This window comes from Pseudomonas kulmbachensis, from assembly GCF_963681935.1.
GTDB classification, from domain to species: Bacteria; Pseudomonadota; Gammaproteobacteria; order Pseudomonadales; family Pseudomonadaceae; genus Aquipseudomonas; species Aquipseudomonas kulmbachensis.
Genome location: NZ_OY817088.1, coordinates 1 through 23,838, shown reverse-complemented (window position 1 = coordinate 23,838; position 23,838 = coordinate 1). Strand labels below are relative to the sequence as shown.

The 23,838-nt window shown below is 57.2% G+C and carries 20 protein-coding genes; 11 read left to right on the top strand and 9 right to left on the bottom strand.

The window, feature by feature from the left end:
- The first annotated feature begins 229 nt into the window (after positions 1-229).
- The 5 genes from def to U5A05_RS00080 all read left to right on the top strand — a co-directional run bounded on the left by def (position 230) and on the right by U5A05_RS00080 (position 4,884).
- Positions 230-736 carry a peptide deformylase gene (def, locus tag U5A05_RS00100; RefSeq protein ID WP_261740348.1) on the top strand — a complete coding sequence of 169 codons (507 nt, stop codon included), beginning with the start codon at positions 230-232 and terminating at the stop codon, positions 734-736.
- Between the two features lie 160 nt (positions 737-896).
- Positions 897-1,856: a methionyl-tRNA formyltransferase gene (fmt, locus tag U5A05_RS00095; RefSeq protein ID WP_321835171.1), complete on the top strand. Its 960-nt coding sequence runs from the start codon at positions 897-899 to the stop codon at positions 1,854-1,856.
- A complete protein-coding gene (rsmB, locus tag U5A05_RS00090; RefSeq protein WP_261740346.1) occupies positions 1,853-3,163 on the top strand; it encodes a 16S rRNA (cytosine(967)-C(5))-methyltransferase RsmB in 1,311 nt (436 codons plus the stop codon). The genes fmt and rsmB overlap by 4 nt, the downstream gene beginning before the upstream one ends.
- A gap of 19 nt (positions 3,164-3,182) precedes the next feature.
- The gene (trkA, locus tag U5A05_RS00085; protein WP_261740345.1) at positions 3,183-4,559 is read left to right on the top strand and encodes a Trk system potassium transporter TrkA; all 1,377 of its coding nucleotides are present in this window, start codon (positions 3,183-3,185) and stop codon (positions 4,557-4,559) included.
- A gap of 10 nt (positions 4,560-4,569) precedes the next feature.
- Complete coding sequence (locus U5A05_RS00080) at positions 4,570-4,884, top strand: hypothetical protein (protein WP_321835168.1); 315 nt, start codon at positions 4,570-4,572, stop codon at positions 4,882-4,884.
- 117 nt (positions 4,885-5,001) lie between these two features.
- Here the strand turns inward: U5A05_RS00080 and U5A05_RS00075 are convergent, their stop codons facing one another.
- A complete protein-coding gene (locus U5A05_RS00075) occupies positions 5,002-5,889 on the bottom strand; it encodes a lysophospholipid acyltransferase (protein ID WP_321835165.1) in 888 nt (295 codons plus the stop codon).
- Positions 5,890-6,029: 140 nt separating this feature from the next.
- A complete protein-coding gene (locus U5A05_RS00070) occupies positions 6,030-6,587 on the bottom strand; it encodes a DNA-3-methyladenine glycosylase I (protein ID WP_321835164.1) in 558 nt (185 codons plus the stop codon).
- A gap of 81 nt (positions 6,588-6,668) precedes the next feature.
- Between U5A05_RS00070 and glyQ the strand changes: the two genes are divergently transcribed.
- The 4 genes from glyQ (at position 6,669) to U5A05_RS00050 (ending at position 11,063) form a co-directional block, all read left to right on the top strand.
- Entirely contained in the window at positions 6,669-7,622 is a 954-nt protein-coding gene (gene glyQ, locus U5A05_RS00065) for a glycine--tRNA ligase subunit alpha (protein ID WP_029611650.1), read from the top strand.
- The gene (glyS, locus tag U5A05_RS00060; protein ID WP_261740341.1) at positions 7,619-9,673 is read left to right on the top strand and encodes a glycine--tRNA ligase subunit beta; all 2,055 of its coding nucleotides are present in this window, start codon (positions 7,619-7,621) and stop codon (positions 9,671-9,673) included. The genes glyQ and glyS overlap by 4 nt, the downstream gene beginning before the upstream one ends.
- A gap of 9 nt (positions 9,674-9,682) precedes the next feature.
- The gene (gene gmhB, locus U5A05_RS00055; RefSeq protein ID WP_261740340.1) at positions 9,683-10,216 is read left to right on the top strand and encodes a D-glycero-beta-D-manno-heptose 1,7-bisphosphate 7-phosphatase; all 534 of its coding nucleotides are present in this window, start codon (positions 9,683-9,685) and stop codon (positions 10,214-10,216) included.
- A 76-nt stretch (positions 10,217-10,292) separates the two neighbouring features.
- Positions 10,293-11,063 carry a lysophospholipid acyltransferase family protein gene (locus tag U5A05_RS00050; RefSeq protein ID WP_321835163.1) on the top strand — a complete coding sequence of 257 codons (771 nt, stop codon included), beginning with the start codon at positions 10,293-10,295 and terminating at the stop codon, positions 11,061-11,063.
- A gap of 189 nt (positions 11,064-11,252) precedes the next feature.
- Here U5A05_RS00050 and U5A05_RS00045 read toward each other — a convergent pair whose 3' ends face one another.
- Positions 11,253-12,875, bottom strand: coding sequence for an MFS transporter (locus U5A05_RS00045; protein ID WP_261740338.1), 1,623 nt, complete (start codon positions 12,873-12,875; stop codon positions 11,253-11,255).
- Positions 12,876-12,965: 90 nt separating this feature from the next.
- Complete coding sequence (locus U5A05_RS00040; protein ID WP_321835161.1) at positions 12,966-14,627, bottom strand: GMC family oxidoreductase; 1,662 nt, start codon at positions 14,625-14,627, stop codon at positions 12,966-12,968.
- 131 nt (positions 14,628-14,758) lie between these two features.
- On the opposite strand from U5A05_RS00040, the gene U5A05_RS00035 reads away from it, so the two are divergent.
- The gene (locus tag U5A05_RS00035; protein WP_261740336.1) at positions 14,759-15,646 is read left to right on the top strand and encodes a LysR family transcriptional regulator; all 888 of its coding nucleotides are present in this window, start codon (positions 14,759-14,761) and stop codon (positions 15,644-15,646) included.
- A gap of 205 nt (positions 15,647-15,851) precedes the next feature.
- Positions 15,852-16,472 (top strand): LysE family translocator, encoded by a 621-nt coding sequence (locus tag U5A05_RS00030; RefSeq protein ID WP_261740335.1) that lies wholly within the window; start codon positions 15,852-15,854, stop codon positions 16,470-16,472.
- 24 nt (positions 16,473-16,496) lie between these two features.
- On the opposite strand, the gene U5A05_RS00025 is transcribed toward U5A05_RS00030, so the two are convergent.
- The 5 genes from U5A05_RS00025 to dnaA form a co-directional block, all read right to left on the bottom strand.
- Positions 16,497-17,375 carry a LysR family transcriptional regulator gene (locus U5A05_RS00025; protein WP_261740334.1) on the bottom strand — a complete coding sequence of 293 codons (879 nt, stop codon included), beginning with the start codon at positions 17,373-17,375 and terminating at the stop codon, positions 16,497-16,499.
- Positions 17,376-17,639: 264 nt separating this feature from the next.
- Positions 17,640-20,057 carry a DNA topoisomerase (ATP-hydrolyzing) subunit B gene (gyrB, locus tag U5A05_RS00020; protein WP_261740333.1) on the bottom strand — a complete coding sequence of 806 codons (2,418 nt, stop codon included), beginning with the start codon at positions 20,055-20,057 and terminating at the stop codon, positions 17,640-17,642.
- 5 nt (positions 20,058-20,062) lie between these two features.
- Positions 20,063-21,166, bottom strand: coding sequence for a DNA replication/repair protein RecF (gene recF / locus U5A05_RS00015; RefSeq protein WP_261740332.1), 1,104 nt, complete (start codon positions 21,164-21,166; stop codon positions 20,063-20,065).
- Positions 21,167-21,187: 21 nt separating this feature from the next.
- The gene (gene dnaN / locus U5A05_RS00010; protein WP_048362216.1) at positions 21,188-22,291 is read right to left on the bottom strand and encodes a DNA polymerase III subunit beta; all 1,104 of its coding nucleotides are present in this window, start codon (positions 22,289-22,291) and stop codon (positions 21,188-21,190) included.
- A 38-nt stretch (positions 22,292-22,329) separates the two neighbouring features.
- Positions 22,330-23,838: a chromosomal replication initiator protein DnaA gene (dnaA, locus tag U5A05_RS00005; RefSeq protein WP_321835160.1), complete on the bottom strand. Its 1,509-nt coding sequence runs from the start codon at positions 23,836-23,838 to the stop codon at positions 22,330-22,332.

The window sequence follows — 23,838 nt, the reverse complement described above, 5'->3', positions numbered from 1 at the left end:
GTTAGCGAGAGGCTGCGCACGTTGGTTTCAAATTGAGACATGCGGCCGTGCAGCGCGGCAGCTAGTCGTTTCATCCGCGGGTGAATCCCTTTATTATGTGCACTCGCGTGAAACGCCAGAGCCCGAGCGGGTTCTCTCTGAAGGAGACGTTTTGCACAGGTTGCTCGAGTCCACAGGACCCACCTGACAACCGTTTTTGAATCTTTCACACAGTGCACCAATCAAACTTATGGCTATTTTGAACATCCTCGAATTCCCAGACTCGCGTCTGCGTACCATCGCCAAACCCGTGGCGGTTGTGGACGACGAAGTCCGTCAGTTGATCGATGACATGTTTGAAACCATGTACGAGGCGCCGGGCATCGGTCTGGCCGCCACTCAGGTCAACGTGCACAAACGCATCGTGGTCATGGACCTGAGCGAAGACCGCAGCGAACCAATGGTATTCATCAACCCCGAGTTCGAAATCCTCTGCGACGAGATGGGCCAGTATCAGGAAGGATGCCTCTCGGTGCCGGGTTACTACGAAAACGTTGATCGCCCGCAGCGCGTCAAGATCAAAGCGCTGGACCGTGACGGCAAGCCGTTCGAGATGATTGCCGAAGACCTGCTGGCCGTGTGCATTCAGCATGAATGCGACCACCTCAACGGCAAGCTGTTTGTCGATTACCTGTCTACGCTCAAGCGCGACCGGATCAAGAAGAAGCTGGAAAAACTGCACCGCCAGAACGCTTGATCCTCCCATCGGCTACAGGCCTCTTCTATGTGGGAGCGGGCTTGCTCGCGATAGGATCAACTCGACCTCACTGATAGACCGAGTTGTCTGAATCGCGAGCAAGCCCGCTCCCACATTAGAAATGTTTTCCCCCGCGCATCCCATTCCAAGTGAGTAACCCATGACTGAGCCACTGCGCATCGTCTTTGCTGGCACCCCAGAATTCGCCGCTGAACACCTCAAGGCGTTGCTGAGCACCCCTTACGAGATCGTCGCGGTATACACCCAACCGGATCGTCCGGCCGGGCGCGGGCAAAAGCTGATGCCAAGCCCGGTCAAACAACTTGCACTGGAACACAATATTTCGGTGATGCAGCCGCCAACCCTGCGCGCGCCCGAAGCTCAGGCCGAGCTGGCCGCACTCAACCCGGACTTGCTGGTGGTGGTGGCCTACGGCCTGATCCTGCCGCAAGTGGTGCTGGATATTCCGCGTCTGGGTTGCATTAACAGCCACGCCTCCTTGCTGCCACGCTGGCGCGGGGCGGCGCCGATTCAGCGCGCCATCGAAGCTGGCGACAGTGAAAGCGGCGTGACCGTGATGCGCATGGAGGCGGGTCTGGACACCGGCCCGATGCTGCTCAAGTCCGTCACCCCGATTACCGCCAATGACACCGGTGGCAGCCTGCATGACCGTCTGGCCGAGCTCGGCCCACCCGCCGTGATCCAGGCCATTGCCGGGCTGGCGGCTGGCACACTGCAAGGTGAAGTGCAGGATGACAGCCTGGCCACCTACGCCCACAAATTGAACAAGGATGAAGCACGTATCGACTGGAGCCGCCCGGCGGTTGAGCTGGAGCGTCTGGTCCGTGCTTTCAATCCATGGCCGATCTGTCACAGCACGCTCAATGGCGAAGCCCTGAAAGTGCTGGCCGCGACCGTAGCTGACGCCCAGGGCGCACCGGGGCAAATTCTTGCCGCGAGCAAGGACGGTCTGATCGTCGGCTGCGGTGAAGGCGCGTTGTGCCTGACACGTCTGCAATTGCCTGGCGGCAAAGCGCTGAACTTCAGTGATTTTTTCAACAGTCGCCGTGAGAAATTCGCTGTCGGCATCACCCTCGGTCATACGGAAAACGCCCAATGAACCCTCGTCTGGCCGCTGCCAAGGCACTGACTGCAGTGTTGAACGGCAAAGCATCGCTCAACAGCTCCTTGCCGCTGCAACTGGACAAGGTTGAGGTGCGCGATCGCGGCCTGACTCAGGATCTGGCGTTTGGTACCGCCCGCTGGCAGCCACGCTTGTCGGCGCTGGCCAACAAGCTGCTGCAAAAGCCATTCAAGGCCGCCGACGCTGATGTTGAAGCGCTGCTATTGGTAGGTTTGTATCAACTGCTCTACACCCGCATTCCGGCCCACGCCGCCATCGGCGAAACCGTAGGTTGTGCCGACAAGCTGAAAAAACCTTGGGCCAAAGCCCTGCTCAACGCCGTGTTGCGCAACGCCCAGCGCGAGAGCGAAGGCTTGCTGGCGGAGCTTGAGCATGACCCGGTGGTGCGTACCGCTCACCCGCGCTGGCTGCAAAAATCCCTGAAGGCTTTTTGGCCTGAGCAATGGGAAGCTATTTGCGCGGCCAACAACGCACACCCGCCAATGATATTGCGGGTTAACCGCCGTCATCACAGCCGCGATGCGTACCTGCAATTGCTGGTCGAGGCTGGTATCGAAGCCCAACCTTGCGTCTTCAGCCAGGACGGTATCGTACTGGCTGCGGCCTGCGACGTTCGCAGCCTGCCGGGCTTTGCCGAAGGCTGGATCAGCGTGCAGGACGAAGCCGCGCAACTGGCCGCCGACTTGCTGGATCTGGCCCCGGGCCAGCGCGTACTCGACGCCTGCTGCGCCCCAGGCGGCAAGACTTGCCACATTCTGGAGGTAGAACCTGCACTGGCTGGCGTGGTGGCGGTCGATCTGGAAGCCAAGCGTCTGGTGCGTGTACGCGAAAACCTTGAGCGTCTGGGCCTGAGCGCCGAGCTGATTGCCGCCGACGGTCGCGACACCGCCACCTGGTGGGACGGCAAGCCGTTCCAGCGCATCCTGCTCGATGCACCCTGCTCGGCAACCGGGGTTATCCGCCGTCACCCGGACATCAAGCTGACCCGCCAGCCGGACGACATTGCCGCGCTCGCCACCCTGCAAGGCGAATTACTGGACGCGATGTGGCCTACCCTGGAAGTGGGTGGCATCTTGCTCTACGCCACTTGCTCGACATTGCCGACCGAAAATACTGAAGTGATTGAAGCGTTCCTGGCCCGTACTCCGGGTGCCCGGGAGCTGGATATCGCCGGGCAGTTCGGCATCAAGCAGCCCCACGGCCGCCAGTTACTGGCACAAGAGGGCGGACACGACGGCTTTTATTACGCCAAATTGATCAAGATCGCTGCCGCTCGCGGCTAACGGATTAGGGATTGCAGGCATGAAAATCATCATCCTCGGCGCAGGCCAGGTCGGCGGAACGCTGGCAGAACATTTGGCCAGCGAAGCTAACGACATCACCGTGGTCGACACCGATGGTGAGCGCCTGCGCGATCTTGGTGATCGCCTCGATATTCGCACCGTGCAGGGCCGCGCCTCGTTGCCCAATGTGCTGCGTCAGGCAGGTGCGGATGACGCCGACATGCTGGTGGCCGTGACCAACAGCGACGAGACCAACATGGTCGCGTGCCAGGTGGCTCATACGCTGTTTCACACCCCGACCAAAATCGCCCGGGTACGCGAAGCGGCTTATCTGACACGCGGCGAAGAGCTGTTCGATAACGACGCAATCCCGGTCGACGTATTGATCAGCCCCGAGCAGGTGGTGACCAATTACATCAAGCGCCTGATCGAACACCCCGGCGCCTTGCAGGTGATCGACTTTGCCGAAGGCAAAGCGCAGTTGGTGGCGGTCAAGGCGTACTACGGCGGCCCGTTGATTGGTCAGCAGTTGCGCCAGCTACGCGAACACATGCCGAATGTGGATACACGGGTTGCGGCGATTTTCCGACGCGACCGACCGATTACGCCCCGTGGCGATACGGTCATCGAAGCGGATGATGAGGTTTTTTTCATCGCCGCCAAGGCCAATATTCGCGCCGTTATGAGCGAAATGCGCCGTCTGGATGAAAGCTACAAGCGCATTGTGATTGCTGGTGGCGGGCAGATTGGCGAACGCTTGGCCGAGGCCATTGAGAGCCGGTACCAGGTCAAGATCATCGAGATGAATCCGGCGCGTTGCCGCTATTTGTCCGACACCCTCGACAGCACTGTGGTGCTGCAAGGCAGTGCTTCGGACCGCGACTTGATGCTTGAAGAAAACATCGCGGACGCCGACGTATTTTTGGCCCTGACCAACGATGACGAGGCCAATATCATGTCCTCGTTGCTGGCCAAGCGCCTGGGTGCGAAGAAGGTGATGACCATCATCAACAACCCGGCCTACGTGGATCTGATTCAGGGCGGCGAAATTGATATCGCCATCAGCCCGCAGCTCGCCACCATTGGCACCTTGCTGGCCCACGTGCGCCGGGGCGATATCGTCAGCGTGCACTCATTGCGCCGGGGCGCGGCCGAGGCCATCGAAGCGATTGCCCACGGTGATTCGAAATCGAGCAAGGTGATCGGTCGCAGCATCGGCGAAATCCATCTGCCTCCGGGCACCACGATTGGCGCGATTATTCGCGACGAAGAAGTACTGATTGCCCACGACTCGACAGTGATCAATGCCGGCGACCATGTGATTTTGTTCCTTGTGGATAAAAAGCATATTCGCGACGTAGAGAAGCTGTTCCACGTGGGCTTGAGTTTTTTCTAAGGAGTCAGGGATGCTGGAGTCACTGGAGAAAATGCTCGCCAAGGGTGTGGATAACTCATTACTGCGCTTTGGTCTGGGCAAGGGTTATCTCGACCTTGGGGATAACCTCAAGGCGGCGGAGCATCTGCAACGTTGCGTAGGCTTTGACCCCAAGTATTCCGCAGCCTGGAAGCTGCTGGGCAAGGCGCATTTGGCGGCGGATGATCGTGCCGCGGCGCGCTTGGCGTGGGAGCAGGGGATTGCGGCAGCGCAGGCCCACGGCGACAAGCAGGCCGAAAAGGAAATGACGGTATTTTTGAAGAAGCTGGATAAACAGCAGCCTTGACTCTTCACTTGTAGCCACTGGCGCAGGCTGCGATGGGTGGCGCAGCGACCCCGGATATTGAAGGTCCTGCGGCCCTTATCGCAACCTGCGCCAGCGGCTACAAAGTTTGTGGCCTTACTAGTACCAGCGCGCTTCACCCGGCGGGCGTTTTTTGAAGCGCTTCATGCTCCACATGTACTGGCTCGGGTAAGCGCGTACATATTTCTCGACCACCTTGCTCATGGCTGCGCACGAGGTTGCCGTGTCGGTGCTGTACATGTCTTCTGGCGCGGCCTCCAGTATCACCTTGAAGCCCGAGCCATCCGGCAGACGCAGCGCGTGCAGGAATACCCCCACCGCTTTGCCACCCGCCAGCATATTGGGGACAAACTTGCTGGTCAGTGCCATGGTGCCGAGAAACGGCACAAAGATACCCGCCGACTCTGCAGGCTCCGGATCAGCCGGAATGCCCACCTGACCGCCTTTGCGTACTTCCTTGATGACACTCAGGATGCCTTCTTTGGTCGATGCCGCCACGCGGTTGCCCAGCTGGACCCGTTGCTTTTGCAGCAATTCATCCACTGCTTTGAGCTTGGGCGGGCGATAGAAAATGATCGGTTTGCACTGGCTGCAATAGAAGTGATTAAGCACTTCCCAGTTGCCCAGGTGGCTGGTGATGCCGACCACACCCTTGCCTGAGGCCAGGGCGTCCTTGAGCACGTCCAGGCCTTCGACTTCACGCACCAGGTCGATGGAACGCTGGGCTGGCCAAATCCAGGCGCAAGCACTCTCGGTCAGACTTTTGCCGATATCTTCCAGGCTTTGACCCACCAGTTGCTCGCGGGCGCCCGGGTCCATTTCAGGAAAGCATTTGGCCAGGTTGATGCGCACCACATCGCGTGAGCGATTGGGCAGTTTCCACATCAGCCAGCCGATGGCCGACCCCACGCGTTGCACCGCGCCCCACGGGAGCATGGCAAACAACCGCAAAGCCCCGACCAGCAAGGCACCTTTAAACTTTTCCACAGGGTTTTCCCACAACAAATAATGACTTTGTGGGAGCGGGCTTGCTCGCGATTGCATCACTGCGGTCTTTCTGAAAAACCGTGTTGCCTGCATCGCGAGCAAGCCCGCTCCCACATCAGGTTTTGCAAGTGGCCCGTATTCTAACCGCCGTTTGCCAGTTCAGCGTAACGGTCGCAATAAGTGGCGTGGTCCATGACCATACCGCTGGCCTGCATAAAGGCATAGCAAATGGTCGGGCCGACGAACGTAAATCCGGCTTTTTTCAGGGCTTTGCTCATGGCTTCAGCCTGGGGCGTAACCGCCGGGAACTCATGACGTTCGGTGAAATGGTTGATCTTCGGCTTACCGCCCACAAACGACCATAAAAACTCGACAGGATTGGCCAGCGCCAGCCAGGCCTGGGCATTGCGCCGTGCGCCAGCCACTTTTAAACGATTGCGAATGATCCCCGGATCCAGCAACAACGCTTCTATTTCAGCATCCGTCATGGCCGCCAAACGCTGCACATCGAAGCCGAACATGACCTTGCGATAGTGATCGCGTTTCTTTAAAACCGTGATCCAGGACAAACCCGCCTGGAACCCTTCGAGCAATAACAACTCGAACAACCCATGCGCGTCGCGCAACGGCACTCCCCACTCTTGATCGTGATAAGCGGCATACAGCGGATCTTCTGAACACCAGAAGCAACGTGGCATATAGGCTCCAGGGGGTGGAGGGGCGACCGAATCGGGTATACTCCCGCTCTTTAAATCGCAGCCCAAGAAACAGGTGAATTTGTGAGCCAGCCTACGCCAGCAGTGCGTACCTTCCAAGACTTGATCCTCGCCCTCCAGCAATACTGGGCCGAGCAAGGTTGTGTGGTGCTTCAGCCCTACGATATGGAAGTGGGCGCCGGCACATTCCATACCGCCACGTTTTTGCGCTCTCTGGGGCCGGAAACCTGGAACGCCGCTTATGTGCAGCCCAGTCGTCGCCCGACTGACGGCCGCTACGGCGAAAACCCGAACCGTTTGCAGCACTACTACCAGTTCCAGGTGGTATTGAAGCCAAACCCGCCCAACTTCCAGGAGCTGTACCTGGGTTCGCTGAAACATATCGGCCTGGACCCTCTGGTACACGACATCCGTTTCGTCGAAGACAACTGGGAATCGCCAACACTGGGCGCTTGGGGTCTGGGCTGGGAAATCTGGCTTAACGGTATGGAAGTCACCCAATTCACCTACTTCCAGCAAGTAGGCGGCATTGAGTGCTACCCGGTAACTGGCGAAATCACCTACGGCCTTGAGCGTCTGGCGATGTACCTGCAGGGCGTGGATTCCGTCTACGACCTGGTATGGACTGACGGCCCGTTCGGCAAAGTGACTTACGGCGACGTGTTCCATCAGAACGAAGTCGAGCAATCGACTTACAACTTCGAACACGCCAACGTCGACAAGCTGTTTGAGCTGTTCGATTTCTATGAAAGCGAAGCCAAGCGCCTGATCGAACTCGACCAGCCGCTGCCGTTGCCAAGCTACGAAATGGTGCTCAAGGCGTCCCACACCTTCAACCTGCTGGATGCGCGTCGCGCGATTTCCGTGACTGCGCGTCAGCAGTACATCCTGCGTGTGCGTACCCTGGCCCGTGCCGTGGCACAGGCGTATCTCGAAGCTCGCGCCAAGCTGGGCTTCCCGATGGCTCCACCTGATTTGCGTGATGAAGTGTTGGCCAAGTTGGAGGCAGTACAATGAGTGCTCAAGATTTTCTGGTTGAACTGGGCACTGAAGAACTGCCGCCAAAAGCCCTCAATACCCTGGCTGAGGCATTTCTCGCCGGGATTGAAAAAGGCCTGCAAAGCGCCGGTCTGAACTTCAGCGCGAAAAAAGTCTACGCCGCACCGCGTCGTCTGGCCGTGCTGCTGACTCAGCTCGACACCCAGCAACCGGATCGCAGCATCAATATCGACGGCCCGCCACGCCAGGCGGCGTTCGATGCTGAAGGCAACCCGACGCAGGCAGCCTTGGGCTTTGCCAAGAAGTGCGGCGTTGAGCTGAGCGAAATCGATCAGAGCGGTCCAAAACTGCGCTTCAGCCAGGTGATCGTCGGTAAGCCGACCGCCAGCCTGCTGCCGACCATCGTTGAAGACTCGCTCAACGACCTGCCGATCCCCAAGCGCATGCGCTGGGGTGCACGCAAGGTCGAGTTCGTGCGTCCGACCCAATGGCTGGTGATGCTGCTGGGCGACGAAGTGATCGACTGCACCATCCTCGCGCAAAAATCGGGTCGTGACTCCCGTGGGCACCGTTTCCACCACCCGGAAAGCGTGCGCATCAGCGCGCCAGCCAACTACCTCGAAGACCTGCGCAAAGCCCACGTGCTGGCGGACTTCAACGAGCGCCGTGAGCTGATTTCCAAGCGTGTAACCGAACTGGCGACGATGCAGGAAGGTACTGCAATCGTGCCGCCAAGCCTGCTCGACGAAGTGACCGCTCTGGTTGAATGGCCGGTGCCGCTGGTGTGCTCGTTTGAAGAGCGCTTCCTGGATGTGCCGCAAGAAGCCCTGATCACCACCATGCAGGACAACCAGAAGTATTTCTGCCTGCTGGACGTTGATGGCAAGTTGCTGCCGCGCTTCATTACCGTGGCCAACATCGAGAGCAAAGACCCGCAGCAGATCATCTCGGGTAACGAGAAAGTGGTTCGCCCGCGTCTGACCGATGCTGAGTTCTTCTTCAAGCAAGACAAAAAACAGACGCTGGAAAGCTTCAATCTGCGCCTGCAAAACGTGGTGTTCCAGGCTCAACTGGGCAGCGTTTACGACAAGGCCGAGCGCGTTTCCAAACTGGCGGCATTTATTGCCCCGCGCATTGGCGGCGATGCTCCGCGTGCAGCCCGTGCCGGTTTGCTGTCCAAGTGCGACCTGGCCACTGAAATGGTCGGCGAGTTCCCGGAGATGCAAGGCATTGCCGGTTACTACTACGCGCTGAACGACGGCGAGCCTGAAGACGTCGCCCTGGCATTGAACGAGCAGTACATGCCGCGTGGTGCTGGCGCCGAGTTGCCGAGCACCCTGACCGGCGCTGCGGTGGCCATCGCTGACAAGCTCGACACCCTGGTGGGTATTTTCGGCATCGGCATGTTGCCTACAGGTAGCAAAGACCCGTACGCACTGCGTCGTGCCGCGCTGGGTATCTTACGCATTCTGATCGACAAAAAGCTCGACCTCGACCTGACTGAAGCAGTGAAATTCGCTGTCAGCGCTTTCGGTGCCAAGATCAAGTCGGCCGGTTTGGCTGATCAGGTACAGGAGTTCATCTTCGACCGCCTGCGTGCGCGTTACGAAGACGAAGGCGTGGATGTGGCCACTTACCTGTCGGTACGTGCACTTAACCCAACCTCGGCACTGGATTTCGATCAGCGCGTGCAAGCCGTACAGGCGTTCCGTCAATTGCCGGAAGCCGCTGCACTGGCCGCCGTGAACAAGCGTGTATCGAACTTGCTGAGCAAGGTTGAAGGCACGGTTTCGACTCACGTTGAAGCCCGCTATTTCGACAATGCCAGTGAGTTCTCGCTGTTCTCGGCCATCCAGAAGGCCGACGAAGCCGTACAGCCAATGGCCGCTGCCCGTCAGTACAACGAAGCGCTGACCCGTCTGGCCTCGCTGCGCGAGCCGGTGGATGCGTTCTTTGAAGCGGTGATGATCAACGCTGAAGACCCTAGCGTGCGAGCTAACCGCTACGCATTGCTGGCGCGTCTGCGTGGCCTGTTCCTGGGCGTTGCCGATATTTCACTGCTGAGCTAGGGGTTACCGTTGAAACTGCTGATTCTCGATCGGGACGGAGTGATCAATTACGACTCCGACGCTTACATCAAGTCAGTCGAGGAGTGGATTCCACTGCCCGGCGCGATCGAGGCCATTGCGCAGTTGAGCAAAGCCGGCTGGACGGTCGCCATCGCGACCAACCAATCCGGCATTGCCCGCGGCTATTACGATGTCGCCACGCTGGACGCCATGCACGACCGTTTACGGGCGCTGGTGGCGGAGCAGGGTGGCGAGGTCGGGCTGATCGTTTATTGCCCACACGGCCCCAATGAAGGCTGCGCTTGCCGCAAGCCAAAACCGGGCATGTTGCAATCGATTGCCACGCATTACGGCGCTGATTTGGCCAAATGTTGGTTTGTCGGCGACAGTTTGGGTGACTTGCAGGCTGCACAAGCCGTCGATTCTCAGCCAGTTTTGGTAAAAACCGGAAAAGGCCTACAAACTTTGGCCAAAGTAATACCGGTTAATACCCTAATATTTGACGATCTGGCGGCAGTTGCCGCAGAACTTATCCACAAATAGAGCAGGTTTGAACACTCACCGGCACTCTGTGTACGGGCTGTTCAGTCGTGCTTTATCCGCATCGGTAAAAGTCGCTATGTCGATCCTGCAGGCCATCAGAACCTTCTTCTTTTACCTGCTGCTGGGCACCAGCTCTCTGCTGTGGTGCTCGCTGAGCTTTTTTGTCGCCCCCTTCTTGCCGTTCCGTGCGCGTTACCGGTTTATTAACGTGTACTGGTGCCGCTGCGCACTGTGGCTGACGCGGGTGTTTCTGGGCATTCACGTTAACGTGAAGGGCGCTGAAAACGTTCCACAACAACCGTGCGTGATCCTGGCCAACCACCAAAGTACCTGGGAGACGTTTTTTCTCTCGGCCTACTTTCAGCCGTTGAGCCAGGTACTCAAGCGCGAATTGCTGTACGTACCGTTCTTTGGCTGGGCGATGGCGATGCTGCGTCCGATTGCCATCGACCGCGATAACCCCAAGGCGGCGCTCAAACACATCGCCAAAAAAGGTGATGAGCTGCTCAAGGACAATATTTGGGTGCTGATCTTTCCGGAAGGCACCCGTGTGCCCTTTGGCCAAGTGGGCAAGTTTTCCCGTGGTGGCACGGCGCTGGCGGTCAACGCCGAGTTGCCGGTACTGCCGATTGCCCACAATGCTGGCAAGTACTGGCCCAAGACCGGCTGGGCTAAAAAGCCCGGCACGATCGAGCTGGTGATTGGCGAACCGATGTACGCCAACGGTACAGGGCCACGAGCAATTGCCGAGCTCAACGACCGGGTGCAAACCTGGAACGAACAGGCTCAACGCGACATGGGCTCACTGCCGCCAGTGGCTGCGCCAACTGACGTGGTTGTGGGCTAGTAAAATTGTGGATAACTTGTGCACAAGTTTTTGATATCTTTCAAAAAATTGCCGTAAGTTGATGATTTAAATGCTTATTTCAACTTATGACTTTTTACTGAAAAACGTGCATAAGTTTTTCTAAGCACATAAAAAAACCGGCTTATTCGAGCCGGTTTTTTTGTGTCTATGGACCAGCAGAAGCTGGCCTTAGACCTTATCGATATTTACGTTCTTCGTCTCCTTGAGGAAGATCATGCCTACCACCAGGCTGACTCCGGTAATCACGACCGGATACCACAGGCCATAGAAGATATCCCCGGTGTAGACCACCAGCGCAAATGACACGGTAGGCAGGAAACCACCGAACCAGCCATTACCGATGTGGTATGGCAACGACATCGAGGTGTAGCGGATGCGGGTCGGGAACAGTTCGACCATTACCGCTGCCAGCGGGCCGTAGGTCATGGTGGCGATAAGGGTCAGCAGCACCATCATCAGCACGACCATCGGTTGGTTAACCGAACTCGGGTCAGCCTTGGCCGGGTAGCCTGCTTCGGTAATCGCAGCACGCATGGCCGCTTCGTCGAAACCGTTGATTTTCTGCTCACCGACTGACACCTGGACCTCTGTACCCAAGGCGGCTGACTGCGAGGTGTACGGCAGACCTTGTTTCACCAGGAAGGTTTTGACCTTGTCACACGGGCTGTCAAAACGCGCCTTGCCTACCGGGTCGAACTGGAAGGTACACGTGGCCGGATCGGCCATCACCACAATCGGTGACTGGCGGCTGGCGGTATCAATCTGCGGGTTGGCGTAATGGCTCAATGCTTTGAACAGCGGGAAGTACAGCACCGTGGCCAACAACAGGCCCAGCATCAGGATCGGCTTGCGACCCACACGGTCCGACAGCCAGCCAAAGAAAATAAAGAACGGTGCGCCAATCACCACGCTGATAATCAGCAGCAAGTTGGCCTGGGCCGGGTCCATCTTGAGCATCTGTGTGAGAAAGAACAGCACGTAAAACTGCGCGGTATAGAAGGTCACTGCCTGGCCGGCGTTGATGCCGAACAGTGCAATCAGAACGATTTTGAGGTTTTCCCACTTGCCGAATGACTCACGGATCGGTGATTTGCTGGTCTTGCCCTCGGCCTTCATTTTCACGAAAGCTGGCGACTCGTGCATGCTCATGCGGATCCAGGTCGAGATGCCCAGCAACACGATGGACAGCAGGAACGGCAGGCGCCAGCCCCAGACTTCAAACTGGTCACCGGTCAGGTAACGGCAGCTCAGCACCACCAGCAACGACAGCAGCAGGCCCAGGGTGGCTGTGGATTGAATCCAGCTGGTATTAAAGCCACGTTTGCCAGGGGCCGCATGCTCTGCCACGTAGGTGGCTGCGCCACCATACTCACCGCCCAGCGCCAGCCCTTGAAGCATGCGCAACAGCACGAGCATGATCGGTGCCGCGATGCCGATGCTGGTGTAAGTCGGTAGCAAGCCGACAGCAAAAGTCGATAAGCCCATCAGAATGATGGTCATGAGAAATGTGTATTTGCGCCCGATCATGTCGCCCAATCGGCCGAACACCAGTGCACCGAACGGCCTGACCAAGAACCCGGCGGCGAAGGCCATCAAGGCAAAAATAAACGCAGTGGTGTCGTTTACCCCGGCAAAGAACTGCTTGCTGAGCACGGTGGCCAAAGCGCCATACAAGAAAAAGTCATACCACTCGAAAACTGTCCCGAGGGATGACGCAAAAATGATCTTTCGTTCTTCCCGGCCAGTAGTTGCCTTGGCGGGAGCCGCCTGTTGTGCAATTGAGTCTGACATATTCAATGTCCTCAGCCCTTTGGGCCACAGTGATTATTGTTGTTGTCCACTGTCGGTTCCGGATGACTGCGCCCGAAACCACGATCGCGCTCAGGCGACCGGTGTAGCTACCGCGCGGTTAACGTCTGTTGCTTGTTCAAGCGAGTTAATCGACGCCTGCAGAATTAACTGCGCGGCTTTTTCGCCAATCATCAAAGTCGGAGAGCAGGTATTACCTGACACGATGCTCGGCATGATCGACGCATCTGCCACCCTTAAACCCGGTACGCCATGGACGCGTAACTCGGCATCGACCACTGCCTCAGCGTCCTGGCCCATGCGGCAAGTACCCACAGGGTGAAAAATCGTCGTACCTATTCGGGCAGCAGCGTCGTACAACTCTTGCTCGGTTTGCAGGTCTTTGCCCGGGAGGTATTCCTCTGGCGTAAAAGCCTGCAAAGCAGCGTTGGCCACAATGCGTCGGGTCAGACGAATAGCATCCGCAGCGACCTTTAAATCGTCAGGGTGGCTCAAGTAATTGGGATCAATCAGCGGCGCGTCATCCGGGTTGGCCGAACGTATATCGACCCGGCCTCGGCTTTTCGGGCGCAAGTTGCACACCGAGGCAGTGAAGGCGGGGAAGGTGTGCAGTGGCTCGCCAAAGCGCTCAAGGGACAGCGGCTGGACGTGGTACTGCAAGTTGGCCGAAGGTTGAGCGGGATCAGACTTTACGAACGCACCCAACTGACTGGGCGCCATGGCCAAGGGACCACTACGGTCGTAGGCATAACGCAGGCCCATGCCGACTTTGCCCCACAGGCTGTTAGCCACCTGGTTTAAGGTGCGTGCCTTGGTCAGTTTGAAAATCAGCCGCAGTTGCAGATGGTCCTGCAGGTTGCCACCCACACCCGGCAATTCGTGCTTAACAGTTATCCCCAGGCTTTCGAGCAGAGGGCGGGGGCCAATACCCGAGCGCTGCAAGATCCCGGGTGAGCCGATGGAGCCCGCGCACAAGATAATCTCGCGACCCGCCGTGAAGGTATGTTCAGTGCCTTGCCAACGGGAGCAAACCTGCGTCGCCCGACCGTTTTCAAGCAACACCTTATCCACCTGAACATCAGTCAATACGGTCAGATTCGGGCGTTTCAGCACCGGGCGCAAAAACGCCTTGGAAGCATTCCAGCGCACACCGGATCGCTGGTTGACTTGAAAGTATCCACAGCCCTGATTGTCGCCACCGTTGAAGTCGCTGACGCTGGCAATCCCGCTCTGTGCGGCGGCATCGCGAAATGCATCTAGAATTGGCCAGGTATAACGCTGTTGCTCAACCCGCCACTCGCCATCACTGCCATGCAGATCGGAGTTGCCGGCAAAGTGTTTCTCACTGCGTTTGAACAGGGGCAGAACTTCTTTCCAGGACCAGCCCGTATTACCCAGCTCGGCCCAGCGGTCGTAATCGCCCGCCTGGCCACGCATATAAATCATGCCGTTGATCGACGAGCTGCCGCCCAGCACCTTGCCCCGAGGGTAGCTCAGGCTGCGGCCCTGCAGGCCGACCTGGGCCTCGGTTTTGAAGCACCAGTCGGTGCGCGGGTTACCGATGCAATACAGGTAACCCACGGGGATATGGATCCACGGGTAGTTATCTTGCCCACCCGCTTCGAGCAGCAACACGCTGTGCCGTGGATCGGCAGACAGCCGATTTGCCAACACGGAACCCGCAGGTCCTGCGCCCACAATGATGTAGTCGTACACCTTACTGGCTGATGGCATTGATCACCTCGCCTTTATTGTTCTTGTCCTGCACCATCCTATTGATTAATTTCGAGTTTGAAACGCGTGATTTCACCCATGGCTTGTGCGTTTTTGCACAGCCGGTTTATCAATGGCGCTTGGGGGCTGACATGTTCGACTGGAATGACCTGCGTTACTTTCTGGAGCTGCAGCGCAGTGGTCGCCTGCTCACGGCCGCCAAACGCCTGAACACCACACACAGCACCGTCGCCAGGCACATTGAAAGCATCGAACAGCACCTTGGAGCGGCGCTGTTCGTACAGCATGCCCAAGGCTACGAACTGACGCCCGCCGGGCAAGCGCTACTCAAGCATGCCGAGGCCATGGAAAACGTCGCATTGCTGGCGCAAGAGGAAATCACCCAGGCCATCGCACCCATGGGGAAGGTCCGTCTTGGGGTCACTGAGGGAATCGGCATCATGTTCATCACTTCGCGATTACGCGGGTTGTTTGAACGCTACCCAGGGCTGGAAGTGGAACTGGTGGCCGTACCGCGCTTTGTCAGCATCCTCAACCGCGAGGCTGAAATCAGCATTCATCTGGAGCGTCCCAACGCTGACCTGTTGATAACTCGCAAACTTACCGACTACCGCCTGGCCCTGTATGCCAGTCGCCTTTACCTCGACAAGGCACCGCCGCTGAACAACCGTGATGACCTGGCCAATCACTACTGGATCGGCTACGTCGACGACTTGCTGTTCAGTCAGGAACTGCTGTTTCTGAACAACTTCTGCCGCACCCCCACCGTGACCTTTCGCAGCACCAGCGTCATCGCCCAGCACCAAGCGGCTCGCGCAGGTTTGGGCATCGCCGTATTGCCCAACTACATGGCCTGCAACGACCTGGAACTAGTACGCGTATTGCCCGAAGAGTCAGTGCAACGCAGCTACTGGATCAGCACCCGCCGTGAACTGCACAAGTCCGTAAGGCTGAGAGTGGTGTGGGATTTTTTGCTGGAATTGTGCAAGGAAGAGCAGGGGGTTTTGCTGGCGCCGTAGGCGAATTTTTTACCATAAAAAGGCCAACCTTAGCGTTGGCCTTTTTTGACTGCGCTACATCAGTGGTGGTTTGAAAGGCCAGAAAAGCGCTGTCTCACTTCCCACATTTATGGAATATCGCTTTGCGCTCTTCGCTATAACGTTATAAGCGACCGCGAATTAGACTTGATGGCGTGCAGTCCATGCCGTGATTGGGGATAAGAACGTGCAAGAAATATTAAGCATCAACTGGCTGCTTTGGCTGTCAACCATGGCACCGCTGACCCTGAGTGCTGGTCCTGGCAACTTGATGGTTGCGACCTCCGGCGCACAAAGCGGTGTACGTCGTTCGGTCCGGTTTATCGTCGGCCTGGACATCACTTATTTCTTGCTCGCGGTGCTGGTCGGGCTAGGGCTCTATCACACACTGATGAACAACCCGAGGTTGGTCTGGGTACTGCAAGTGCTCGGCAGCTTCTACATCTTGTGGCTTGGGGTGCGACTGTTGTGCCGCCCGCTGAAAGCGCCCAGCGACAAAACCATACACTTGCAGTTTCGAGACGGGATCGTTGTGCAGTTGGGCAATGTACAAGGAATAGTGATGTTGCTGGTGATGTTTTCCACCTTCACGCCCTCTGGCGAGACCAGCAGCAGCGTCGTGCTGATATTGAGCGCTGCGCTGATTACGCTGAATTTCTTTTCGCACGTCATCTGGGTATCGATGGGGTCGACGGTGCAGAAACTTATCCAGGCGCGGCCCAAACTGCTGGTGTTCCAGAACGCGATGTTTGGACTGATGCTGATCGCGGTAGCGGTCTGGATTTTCCTGCGTACCGGCTCGCTGTAAGGAGTCTCCCTGCAAAGGTTGCTATTACATCTCTACCGTTTTGCTGTGCAATAGCGCTGTCAAATAATCCACCACTTGATCGACTCGGCCTACGCCTTGCGTAGCCTGATTGCGCAGAAGCCAGATATCGGAACTGTGCAGGGGGCTATCGGCCAGGACCTGACGCAAGCCTGACTGCTGTGCAACATAGGTTGGTAGCGCGGCGATACCAAGATCAGCTTCTACCGCCTTGAGCTGAGCATTGAGGTTGGGCACGCGCATCCAGAGTTTCTGGTCGCGGCTCACCTCATTCAGCCATTGCGCGAGCGGCATATAAGCCATTTCCTCAGTCCAACCAATCAAGTAATGATGCTTCAAGTCGTCGGGCTTCGCTGGGAGTGTATTGGCAGCGGCATAACCTTCAGAACAAAAAAGGCCCTGCATCAGTGTCCCGACCCGGCGCATGGTGAAGTTGCCGTTTTCGGGTCTGCGTAATCGAATAATGATGTCGCTATGGCTTTGCGTGAGTTTTGAAGACACCGCCGAGTTGATGAAGTCGAAACTGATCTCAGGGTATTGATCACGGAAATCCGCCAGTCCAGGAATGATCAGGTGCGTGCCCATTAGCTCCGGGCAATCGATACGCACCTGCCCAGCCATCCGATTGCTTGGCTGCGACATCTGTCGCTCAATGAGCTTGAAGCGCTCCTGCGTCTCTAACGCCAGTGGAAGCAACGCCCTGCCAGCTTCCGTCAGGAAATAGCCGTTGGTGTTTTTCAAGAACAACACGGTACTGAGCGAATCCTCAAGTGCGGCGATCTTGCGCGACACCGTCGATGCCGAAACGTTGAGCGAGTTGCCCGCCTCGGTCACGTTATTCGACTTGGCAACGAAGATAAAAACTTTCAGATCATCCCAGTTCACGTTGACGACGTACTCAAAAATGGAAAATCGATACCTCTATTTCTACTCGAAATAATGAGAGGGCACGTTAAAGTTTTTGCATGGAGCAAACCCGCAGAGAGCACAGGGATGGTACGTAACTCGATGCTCACTCTAGAGTTTGACCATTTTTTGAACGAAAAAAAGCCCGCCTATTATTAAGCGGGCTTTTTCAGTGGCTTGCCAGGTTGCCTTGGAGTAGTGGGCAAAAAATGCCCACCTATCCAGTCAACCTGCAACACATCATCAGAAGTCCAGGTTGGACACTGCCAGAGCGTTGTTCTCGATGAACTCACGACGCGGTTCTACGGCGTCGCCCATCAAGGTGTTGAAGATCTGGTCAGCGCCGACCGCGTCTTCGATGGTGACTTTCAGCATGCGGCGCACGCTTGGGTCCATCGTGGTTTCCCAGAGTTGATCCGGGTTCATTTCACCCAGACCTTTGTAGCGCTGGATGGTATGGCGCTTGGTGCTTTCGGCCATCAACCATTCAAGTGCTTCTTTGAACTCGGTCACGGCTTTTTTGCGTTCGCCACGCTGGATGTATGCACCTTCGTCAAGCAGGGTGCTCAGTTGGGCGCCCAGGGTCACAACGGTTTTGTAGTCGTTGCTGCCGAAGAAGTCACGGTTGAACGTGATGAAGGTCGAGTGGCCGTGGGAGATCAGTTCGACCTCTGGCAACCAGACATTACGCTCACGGTCTTCACGCAGGCTGGCCTTGTAAACCAGGCCCGATTTCTCGACCAGACGCAGACGCTCTTCAAACTTGGCCATCCAGTCTTGCATGACCGCGTGGTCGCCCAACTGCTCAAGGGTAACGGCTGGCAGGTAGATGAAGTGCTCGGTCAGCTCCTGTGGGTACAGGCGCGACAAACGCTTCAGAGTCTTCATCACCATGCGGAAGTCGTACACCAGACGCTCCAGCGCCTCACCGGAGATGCCCGGGGCTTCGTCGTTCAAGTGCAGGCTGGCATCTTCAAGAGCCGACTGGGTCATGTACTCTTCCATGGCCTCGTCGTCTTTGATGTATTGCTCTTGCTTGCCTTTTTTCACTTTGTACAACGGCGGCTGAGCGATGTAGATGTAGCCACGTTCGATCAGCTCCGGCAACTGACGGAAGAAGAAGGTCAGCAGCAGGGTACGAATGTGCGAACCGTCGACGTCAGCATCGGTCATGATGATGATGTTGTGATAGCGCAGTTTGGCGATGTTGTACTCGTCGCGGCCGATGCCGCAACCCAATGCAGTGATCAAGGTGCCTACTTCTTGCGAAGAAATCATCTTGTCGAAGCGCGCTTTCTCAACGTTGAGGATTTTACCTTTCAACGGCAGGATGGCTTGGGTACGGCGGTTGCGTCCCTGCTTGGCGGAGCCGCCAGCAGAGTCACCTTCCACGAGGTACAGTTCGGACAACGCCGGGTCTTTTTCCTGGCAGTCGGCCAGTTTGCCGGGCAAGCCTGCGATGTCCAACGCGCCTTTACGGCGGGTCATCTCACGGGCTTTACGCGCAGCTTCACGCGCACGGGCTGCATCGATCATCTTGCCGACGATCAGCTTGGCTTCGTTCGGGTGCTCCAGCAGGAAGTCGGAGAAGAACTTGCCCATTTCCTGTTCAACAGCGGTCTTCACTTCGGAAGACACTAGCTTGTCTTTGGTCTGGGAGCTGAACTTCGGATCTGGCACTTTCACCGAGATGATCGCGGTCAGGCCTTCACGGGCGTCATCACCGGTGGTGGCGACTTTGTGCTTTTTGGCCAGGCCTTCAGCTTCGATGTAGGTGTTGAGGTTACGCGTCAGGGCAGAGCGGAAGCCCACCAAGTGCGTACCGCCATCGCGCTGCGGAATGTTGTTGGTGAAGCACAACAGGTTCTCGTTGAAGCTGTCGTTCCACTGCAGGGCGATTTCCACGCCAATGCCATCTTCACGCTGCACATTGAAGTGGAACACCTCGTTGACCGGAGTCTTGTTGGTGTTCAGGTAATCAACGAACGCTCGCAGACCGCCTTCGTACTTGAACAGCTCTTCCTTGCCGCTGCGCTCGTCCTTGAGGACGATACCCACACCGGAGTTGAGGAAGGAAAGCTCACGAATCCGCTTGGCCAGAATGTCCCAGCTGAAGTGGATGTTCTTGAAGGTATCAGCCGAAGGCTTGAAGTGGATCTGCGTACCGGTGCTTTCGCTCTCGCCAACAATCGCCATTGGCGCCTGAGGTACACCGTGGACATAGGTCTGTTCCCAGATCTTGCCACTGCGGCGTACGGTCAGGATCAGCAGCTCGGACAGGGCGTTTACCACCGAAACACCTACACCGTGCAGGCCGCCGGAGACTTTGTAGGAGTTGTCATCGAACTTACCGCCAGCGTGCAGCACGGTCATGATGACCTCGGCTGCAGAAACGCCTTCTTCTTTATGCACATCTACCGGAATGCCGCGGCCGTTGTCGCGCACGGTGATGGATTCATCCGGGTGAATGGTGATGGTGATGTCGTCGCAATGGCCAGCCAGCGCTTCGTCGATGGAGTTGTCGACTACTTCGAACACCATGTGGTGCAGACCGCTGCCATCGTCAGTATCACCAATGTACATACCGGGACGTTTGCGTACGGCATCAAGGCCTTTCAGCACTTTAATGCTCGTTGAGTCGTACGTGTTTTCTTCGCTCAATGCCTTCACTCCCGATGGTCGTGGGTCTGGGTGATACAGCCCTGTTCCACGTGGAACAGGGCAACTGGCGTTTCCGTCTGCCAGCCTTCCCTCAATAATTCGTGATCTACACAGGTAATAAATACCTGGCAGCGTAAGTCTTCCAACAAGCGACACAATGCGTTGCGATGCTGCTCGTCCAATTCAGACGGCAAGTCATCCACCAGATAAATACATTGGCCACGCCGGGCTTGGCTGACCAAGTGCCCTTGAGCAATGCGCAGCGCGCAAACCACCAACTTCTGCTGCCCCCGCGACAAGATGTCTGCGGCGTTGTTTGCACCCAACTTAAGGCGCAAATCAGCACGTTGTGGCCCGGCCTGGGTGTGCCCCATTTGCTGGTCCCGGTGGACAGACGCGGCGAGTACAGCACTCAGCTCACGGTCTTTGTCCCAACCACGGTAATAGCTCAGCGTTAACCCTTCGAGCTCAAGTAACTCACTCAAGGTCTGCTCAAAGACTGGTTTCAAGGCTTTGATGTAGGCGCGGCGGTATTCATCAATTTCAGCACTGGCCAGGCACAGTTCCCGGTCCCAGGCCGCTTGTGAAACGGCGTCGAGTGTACCATGCCGCAGCCATGAGTTCCGCTGCCGCAGGGCCTTCTGTAGCCGCTGCCAGGTAGACATGAAGCGTGGCTCGACATGGAACACGCCCCAGTCGAGAAACTGCCTACGGATCTTTGGAGCGCCTTCCAGCAGTCGGAAGCTGTCCGGGTTAATCAATTGCAGCGGCAGTATCTCGGCCAGCTGCGCAGCACTGCGCGCATTCTGACCGTCGATACGAATCTGAAACTCCCCCTGGCGGTCCCGCGAGATACCCAGCGCACTGTGCCCGCCTTCAGCCAGTTCGACCTGACCAAAAACCGTACAGCTCTGCTGCTCGTGCTGAATCACGGGGTTAAGCCGCACACTTCGAAACGAACGCGCCAGCCCCAGCAAGTGGATGGCTTCCAGCACGCTGGTTTTTCCGCTGCCGTTGGCGCCGTACAGGATATTAATGCGGGGGGAAGGGGAGAAGGTCACCGGGTGCAGGTTACGCACCGCGGTGACTGTGACACGACTAAGGGACATCTAGCTTTGGCTGTGCATAAGTTACAGGCGCATCGGCATAACAACGTAGGCCGAGTCATCATTGTCCGACTCTTGCACCAGGGCGCTGCTGTTGGAGTCCGACAGGATCAGACGCACTTGTTCAGTGGTCATCACGCCCAGCACGTCCAGCAGGTAGCTCACGTTGAAGCCGATTTCCAGCGAGCCGCCGTTGTAGTCAACGCCCACTTCTTCTTCCGCTTCTTCCTGCTCCGGGTTGTTGGCCTGGATTTTCAGCTGGCCATTGGCCAATTGCAGACGGATACCACGGTACTTCTCGTTGGACAGAATCGCGGTACGGCTGAACGCTTCACGCAGTGCCTGACGGTCACCGATTACGATTTTGTCACCGCCTTTAGGCAGCACACGCTCGTAGTCCGGGAATTTGCCGTCAACCAGTTTAGAGGTGAAGGTGAACTCGCCGGTGGTGGCACGGATGTGGTGTGCGCCCAGAACGATGCTCACTTCGCCGTCCGGCTCGGTCAGCAAGCGTGCCAGCTCAAGGATACCTTTACGCGGCACGATCACTTGGTGACGGTCTGGCTGGCCGATATCGGCTTTCATCGAGCACATGGCCAGACGGTGACCGTCGGTGGCCACTGCACGGATGATACCGGCGGACACTTCCAGCAGCATGCCGTTGAGGTAGTAACGAACGTCCTGCTGCGCCATGGCAAAGCTGGTGCGCTCAATCAGGCGGCGCAGTTTGCTTTGCTGCAAGTTGCAGGTCAGCGAACCTGGGCCTTCTTCAACCGTCGGGAAATCGTTGGCCGGCAAGGTCGACAGGGTAAAGCGGCTACGGCCAGCCTTGACCACCAGCTTGTTGTCATCGAGCTTGATGTCGATCAAAGCATCGTTAGGCAAGCTTTTGCAGATATCCATCAGCTTACGCGCAGGTACGGTGATTTCGCCTGGCTCGGCTGGTTCTTCAAGTTGAACGCGACCAACCAGCTCGACTTCAAGGTCGGTACCGGTCAGCGACAGTTGCTGGCCTTCGACAACCAACAGCACGTTGGACAATACCGGCAAGGTCTGGCGGCGTTCAACGACGCCTGCGACCAGTTGCAGGGGTTTCAACAGGGCTTCGCGTTGAATGGTGAAATGCATGGTCTAGTCCCTTGCCTTAATAAGCTGCGCTGGTGTCATCAGGTTGTCAGTGTTCGCAGCAGGTTCTTGTAGTCCTCGCGGATGTCCGCGTCGGATTCCTTGAGTTCGTTGATCTTGCGGCATGCGTGCAAGACCGTAGTGTGGTCACGACCGCCAAACACGTCGCCGATTTCCGGCAAGCTGTGGTTGGTCAGTTCTTTGGACAGAGCCATCGCAACCTGACGTGGTCGCGCAACCGAGCGCGAGCGACGCTTGGACAGCAGGTCCGAAATCTTGATTTTGTAGTACTCGGCCACTGTGCGCTGAATGTTATCCACAGAGACGAGTTTATCTTGCAGCGCCAGCAAGTCCTTGAGGGACTCGCGGATCAGTTCAATGGTGATGTCGCGCCCCATGAAGTGCGAGTGAGCGATCACGCGCTTGAGCGCGCCTTCTAGCTCACGCACGTTGGAGCGAATGCGCTGGGCAATAAAGAACGCTGCATCGTGGGGCAGATCGACTTTAGCCTGATCGGCCTTCTTCATCAGGATCGCCACACGGGTTTCAAGCTCAGGCGGCTCGACGGCAACCGTCAAACCCCAGCCGAAGCGCGATTTAAGACGCTCTTCGAGCCCTTCGATTTCTTTCGGGTAACGGTCGCTGGTCAGAATCACTTGTTGACCGCCTTCAAGCAGGGCGTTGAAGGTGTGGAAGAACTCTTCCTGGGACCGCTCCTTGCGCGCAAAGAATTGAATGTCATCGATGAGCAAGGCGTCTACCGAACGGTAGAAGCGCTTGAACTCGTTGATGGCGTTGAGCTGCAAGGCTTTAACCATGTCAGCTACAAAACGCTCGGAATGCAGGTACACGACCTTGGCATTCGGGTTCTTCTTCAGCAGGTGGTTACCCACCGCATGCATCAAGTGAGTCTTACCCAAACCAACGCCGCCATAAAGGAAGAGCGGGTTGTAACCGTGCTTGGGGTTATCCGCCACCTGCCACGCCGCAGCGCGAGCCAGTTGGTTGGATTTACCCTCAACGAAGTTTTCAAAGGTAAAGGTGCGGTTCAGGTAGCTGGTGTGCTTGAGCGCACCTTCAACCTGAACGGTGCGCTGTTCGGCGCGCACGGGAGCTTGTTGCGAGCTGGCGCCAGCCATTGGATCGAAGCTGGCACGCGAAGGCTCTTCGCTCGCCTGAGCCGCCTGTTTAGGGGCCGGGGCGGGAGCAGAGGCTTGGCTGGCCGATGAACTCGCTGGTGCCGGGGCTTGTTGAGAAGCCGCTGCGGCCAGAGGCGCATTGGGGGCAGCACGAGGCGCCGAGCTGCGTTTGCTGCCTATTAACAAGGACAACGCTGGCGCCATGCCATTGCTGTGCTCGTTCAACAGTTCAAGCAAACGGCTCAGATACTTTTCGTTAACCCAGTCGAGAACAAAGCGGTTGGGTGCATACACGCGCAACTCGTCGCCTTCGGCTTCGACCTGTAGTGGACGGATCCAGGTGTTGAATTGCTGGGCAGGCAGCTCTTCGCGCAAAAGCTCTACGCACTGCTGCCAAAGTTCCACTGACAC

What these genes read in the sequence shown, in the direction of transcription:
- U5A05_RS00040 (WP_321835161.1), bottom strand. Translation starts at nt 14,627, where the DNA reads ATGCCATCAGCCAGTAAGGTGTACGACTACATCATTGTGGGCGCAGGA.
- rsmB (WP_261740346.1), top strand. Translation starts at nt 1,853, where the DNA reads ATGAACCCTCGTCTGGCCGCTGCCAAGGCACTGACTGCAGTGTTGAAC.
- U5A05_RS00045 (WP_261740338.1), bottom strand. Translation starts at nt 12,875, where the DNA reads ATGTCAGACTCAATTGCACAACAGGCGGCTCCCGCCAAGGCAACTACT.
- U5A05_RS00080 (WP_321835168.1), top strand. Translation starts at nt 4,570, where the DNA reads ATGCTGGAGTCACTGGAGAAAATGCTCGCCAAGGGTGTGGATAACTCA.
- U5A05_RS00070 (WP_321835164.1), bottom strand. Translation starts at nt 6,587, where the DNA reads ATGCCACGTTGCTTCTGGTGTTCAGAAGATCCGCTGTATGCCGCTTAT.
- U5A05_RS00050 (WP_321835163.1), top strand. Translation starts at nt 10,293, where the DNA reads ATGTCGATCCTGCAGGCCATCAGAACCTTCTTCTTTTACCTGCTGCTG.
- def (WP_261740348.1), top strand. Translation starts at nt 230, where the DNA reads ATGGCTATTTTGAACATCCTCGAATTCCCAGACTCGCGTCTGCGTACC.
- dnaN (WP_048362216.1), bottom strand. Translation starts at nt 22,291, where the DNA reads ATGCATTTCACCATTCAACGCGAAGCCCTGTTGAAACCCCTGCAACTG.
- trkA (WP_261740345.1), top strand. Translation starts at nt 3,183, where the DNA reads ATGAAAATCATCATCCTCGGCGCAGGCCAGGTCGGCGGAACGCTGGCA.
- glyS (WP_261740341.1), top strand. Translation starts at nt 7,619, where the DNA reads ATGAGTGCTCAAGATTTTCTGGTTGAACTGGGCACTGAAGAACTGCCG.
- U5A05_RS00035 (WP_261740336.1), top strand. Translation starts at nt 14,759, where the DNA reads ATGTTCGACTGGAATGACCTGCGTTACTTTCTGGAGCTGCAGCGCAGT.
- fmt (WP_321835171.1), top strand. Translation starts at nt 897, where the DNA reads ATGACTGAGCCACTGCGCATCGTCTTTGCTGGCACCCCAGAATTCGCC.
- recF (WP_261740332.1), bottom strand. Translation starts at nt 21,166, where the DNA reads ATGTCCCTTAGTCGTGTCACAGTCACCGCGGTGCGTAACCTGCACCCG.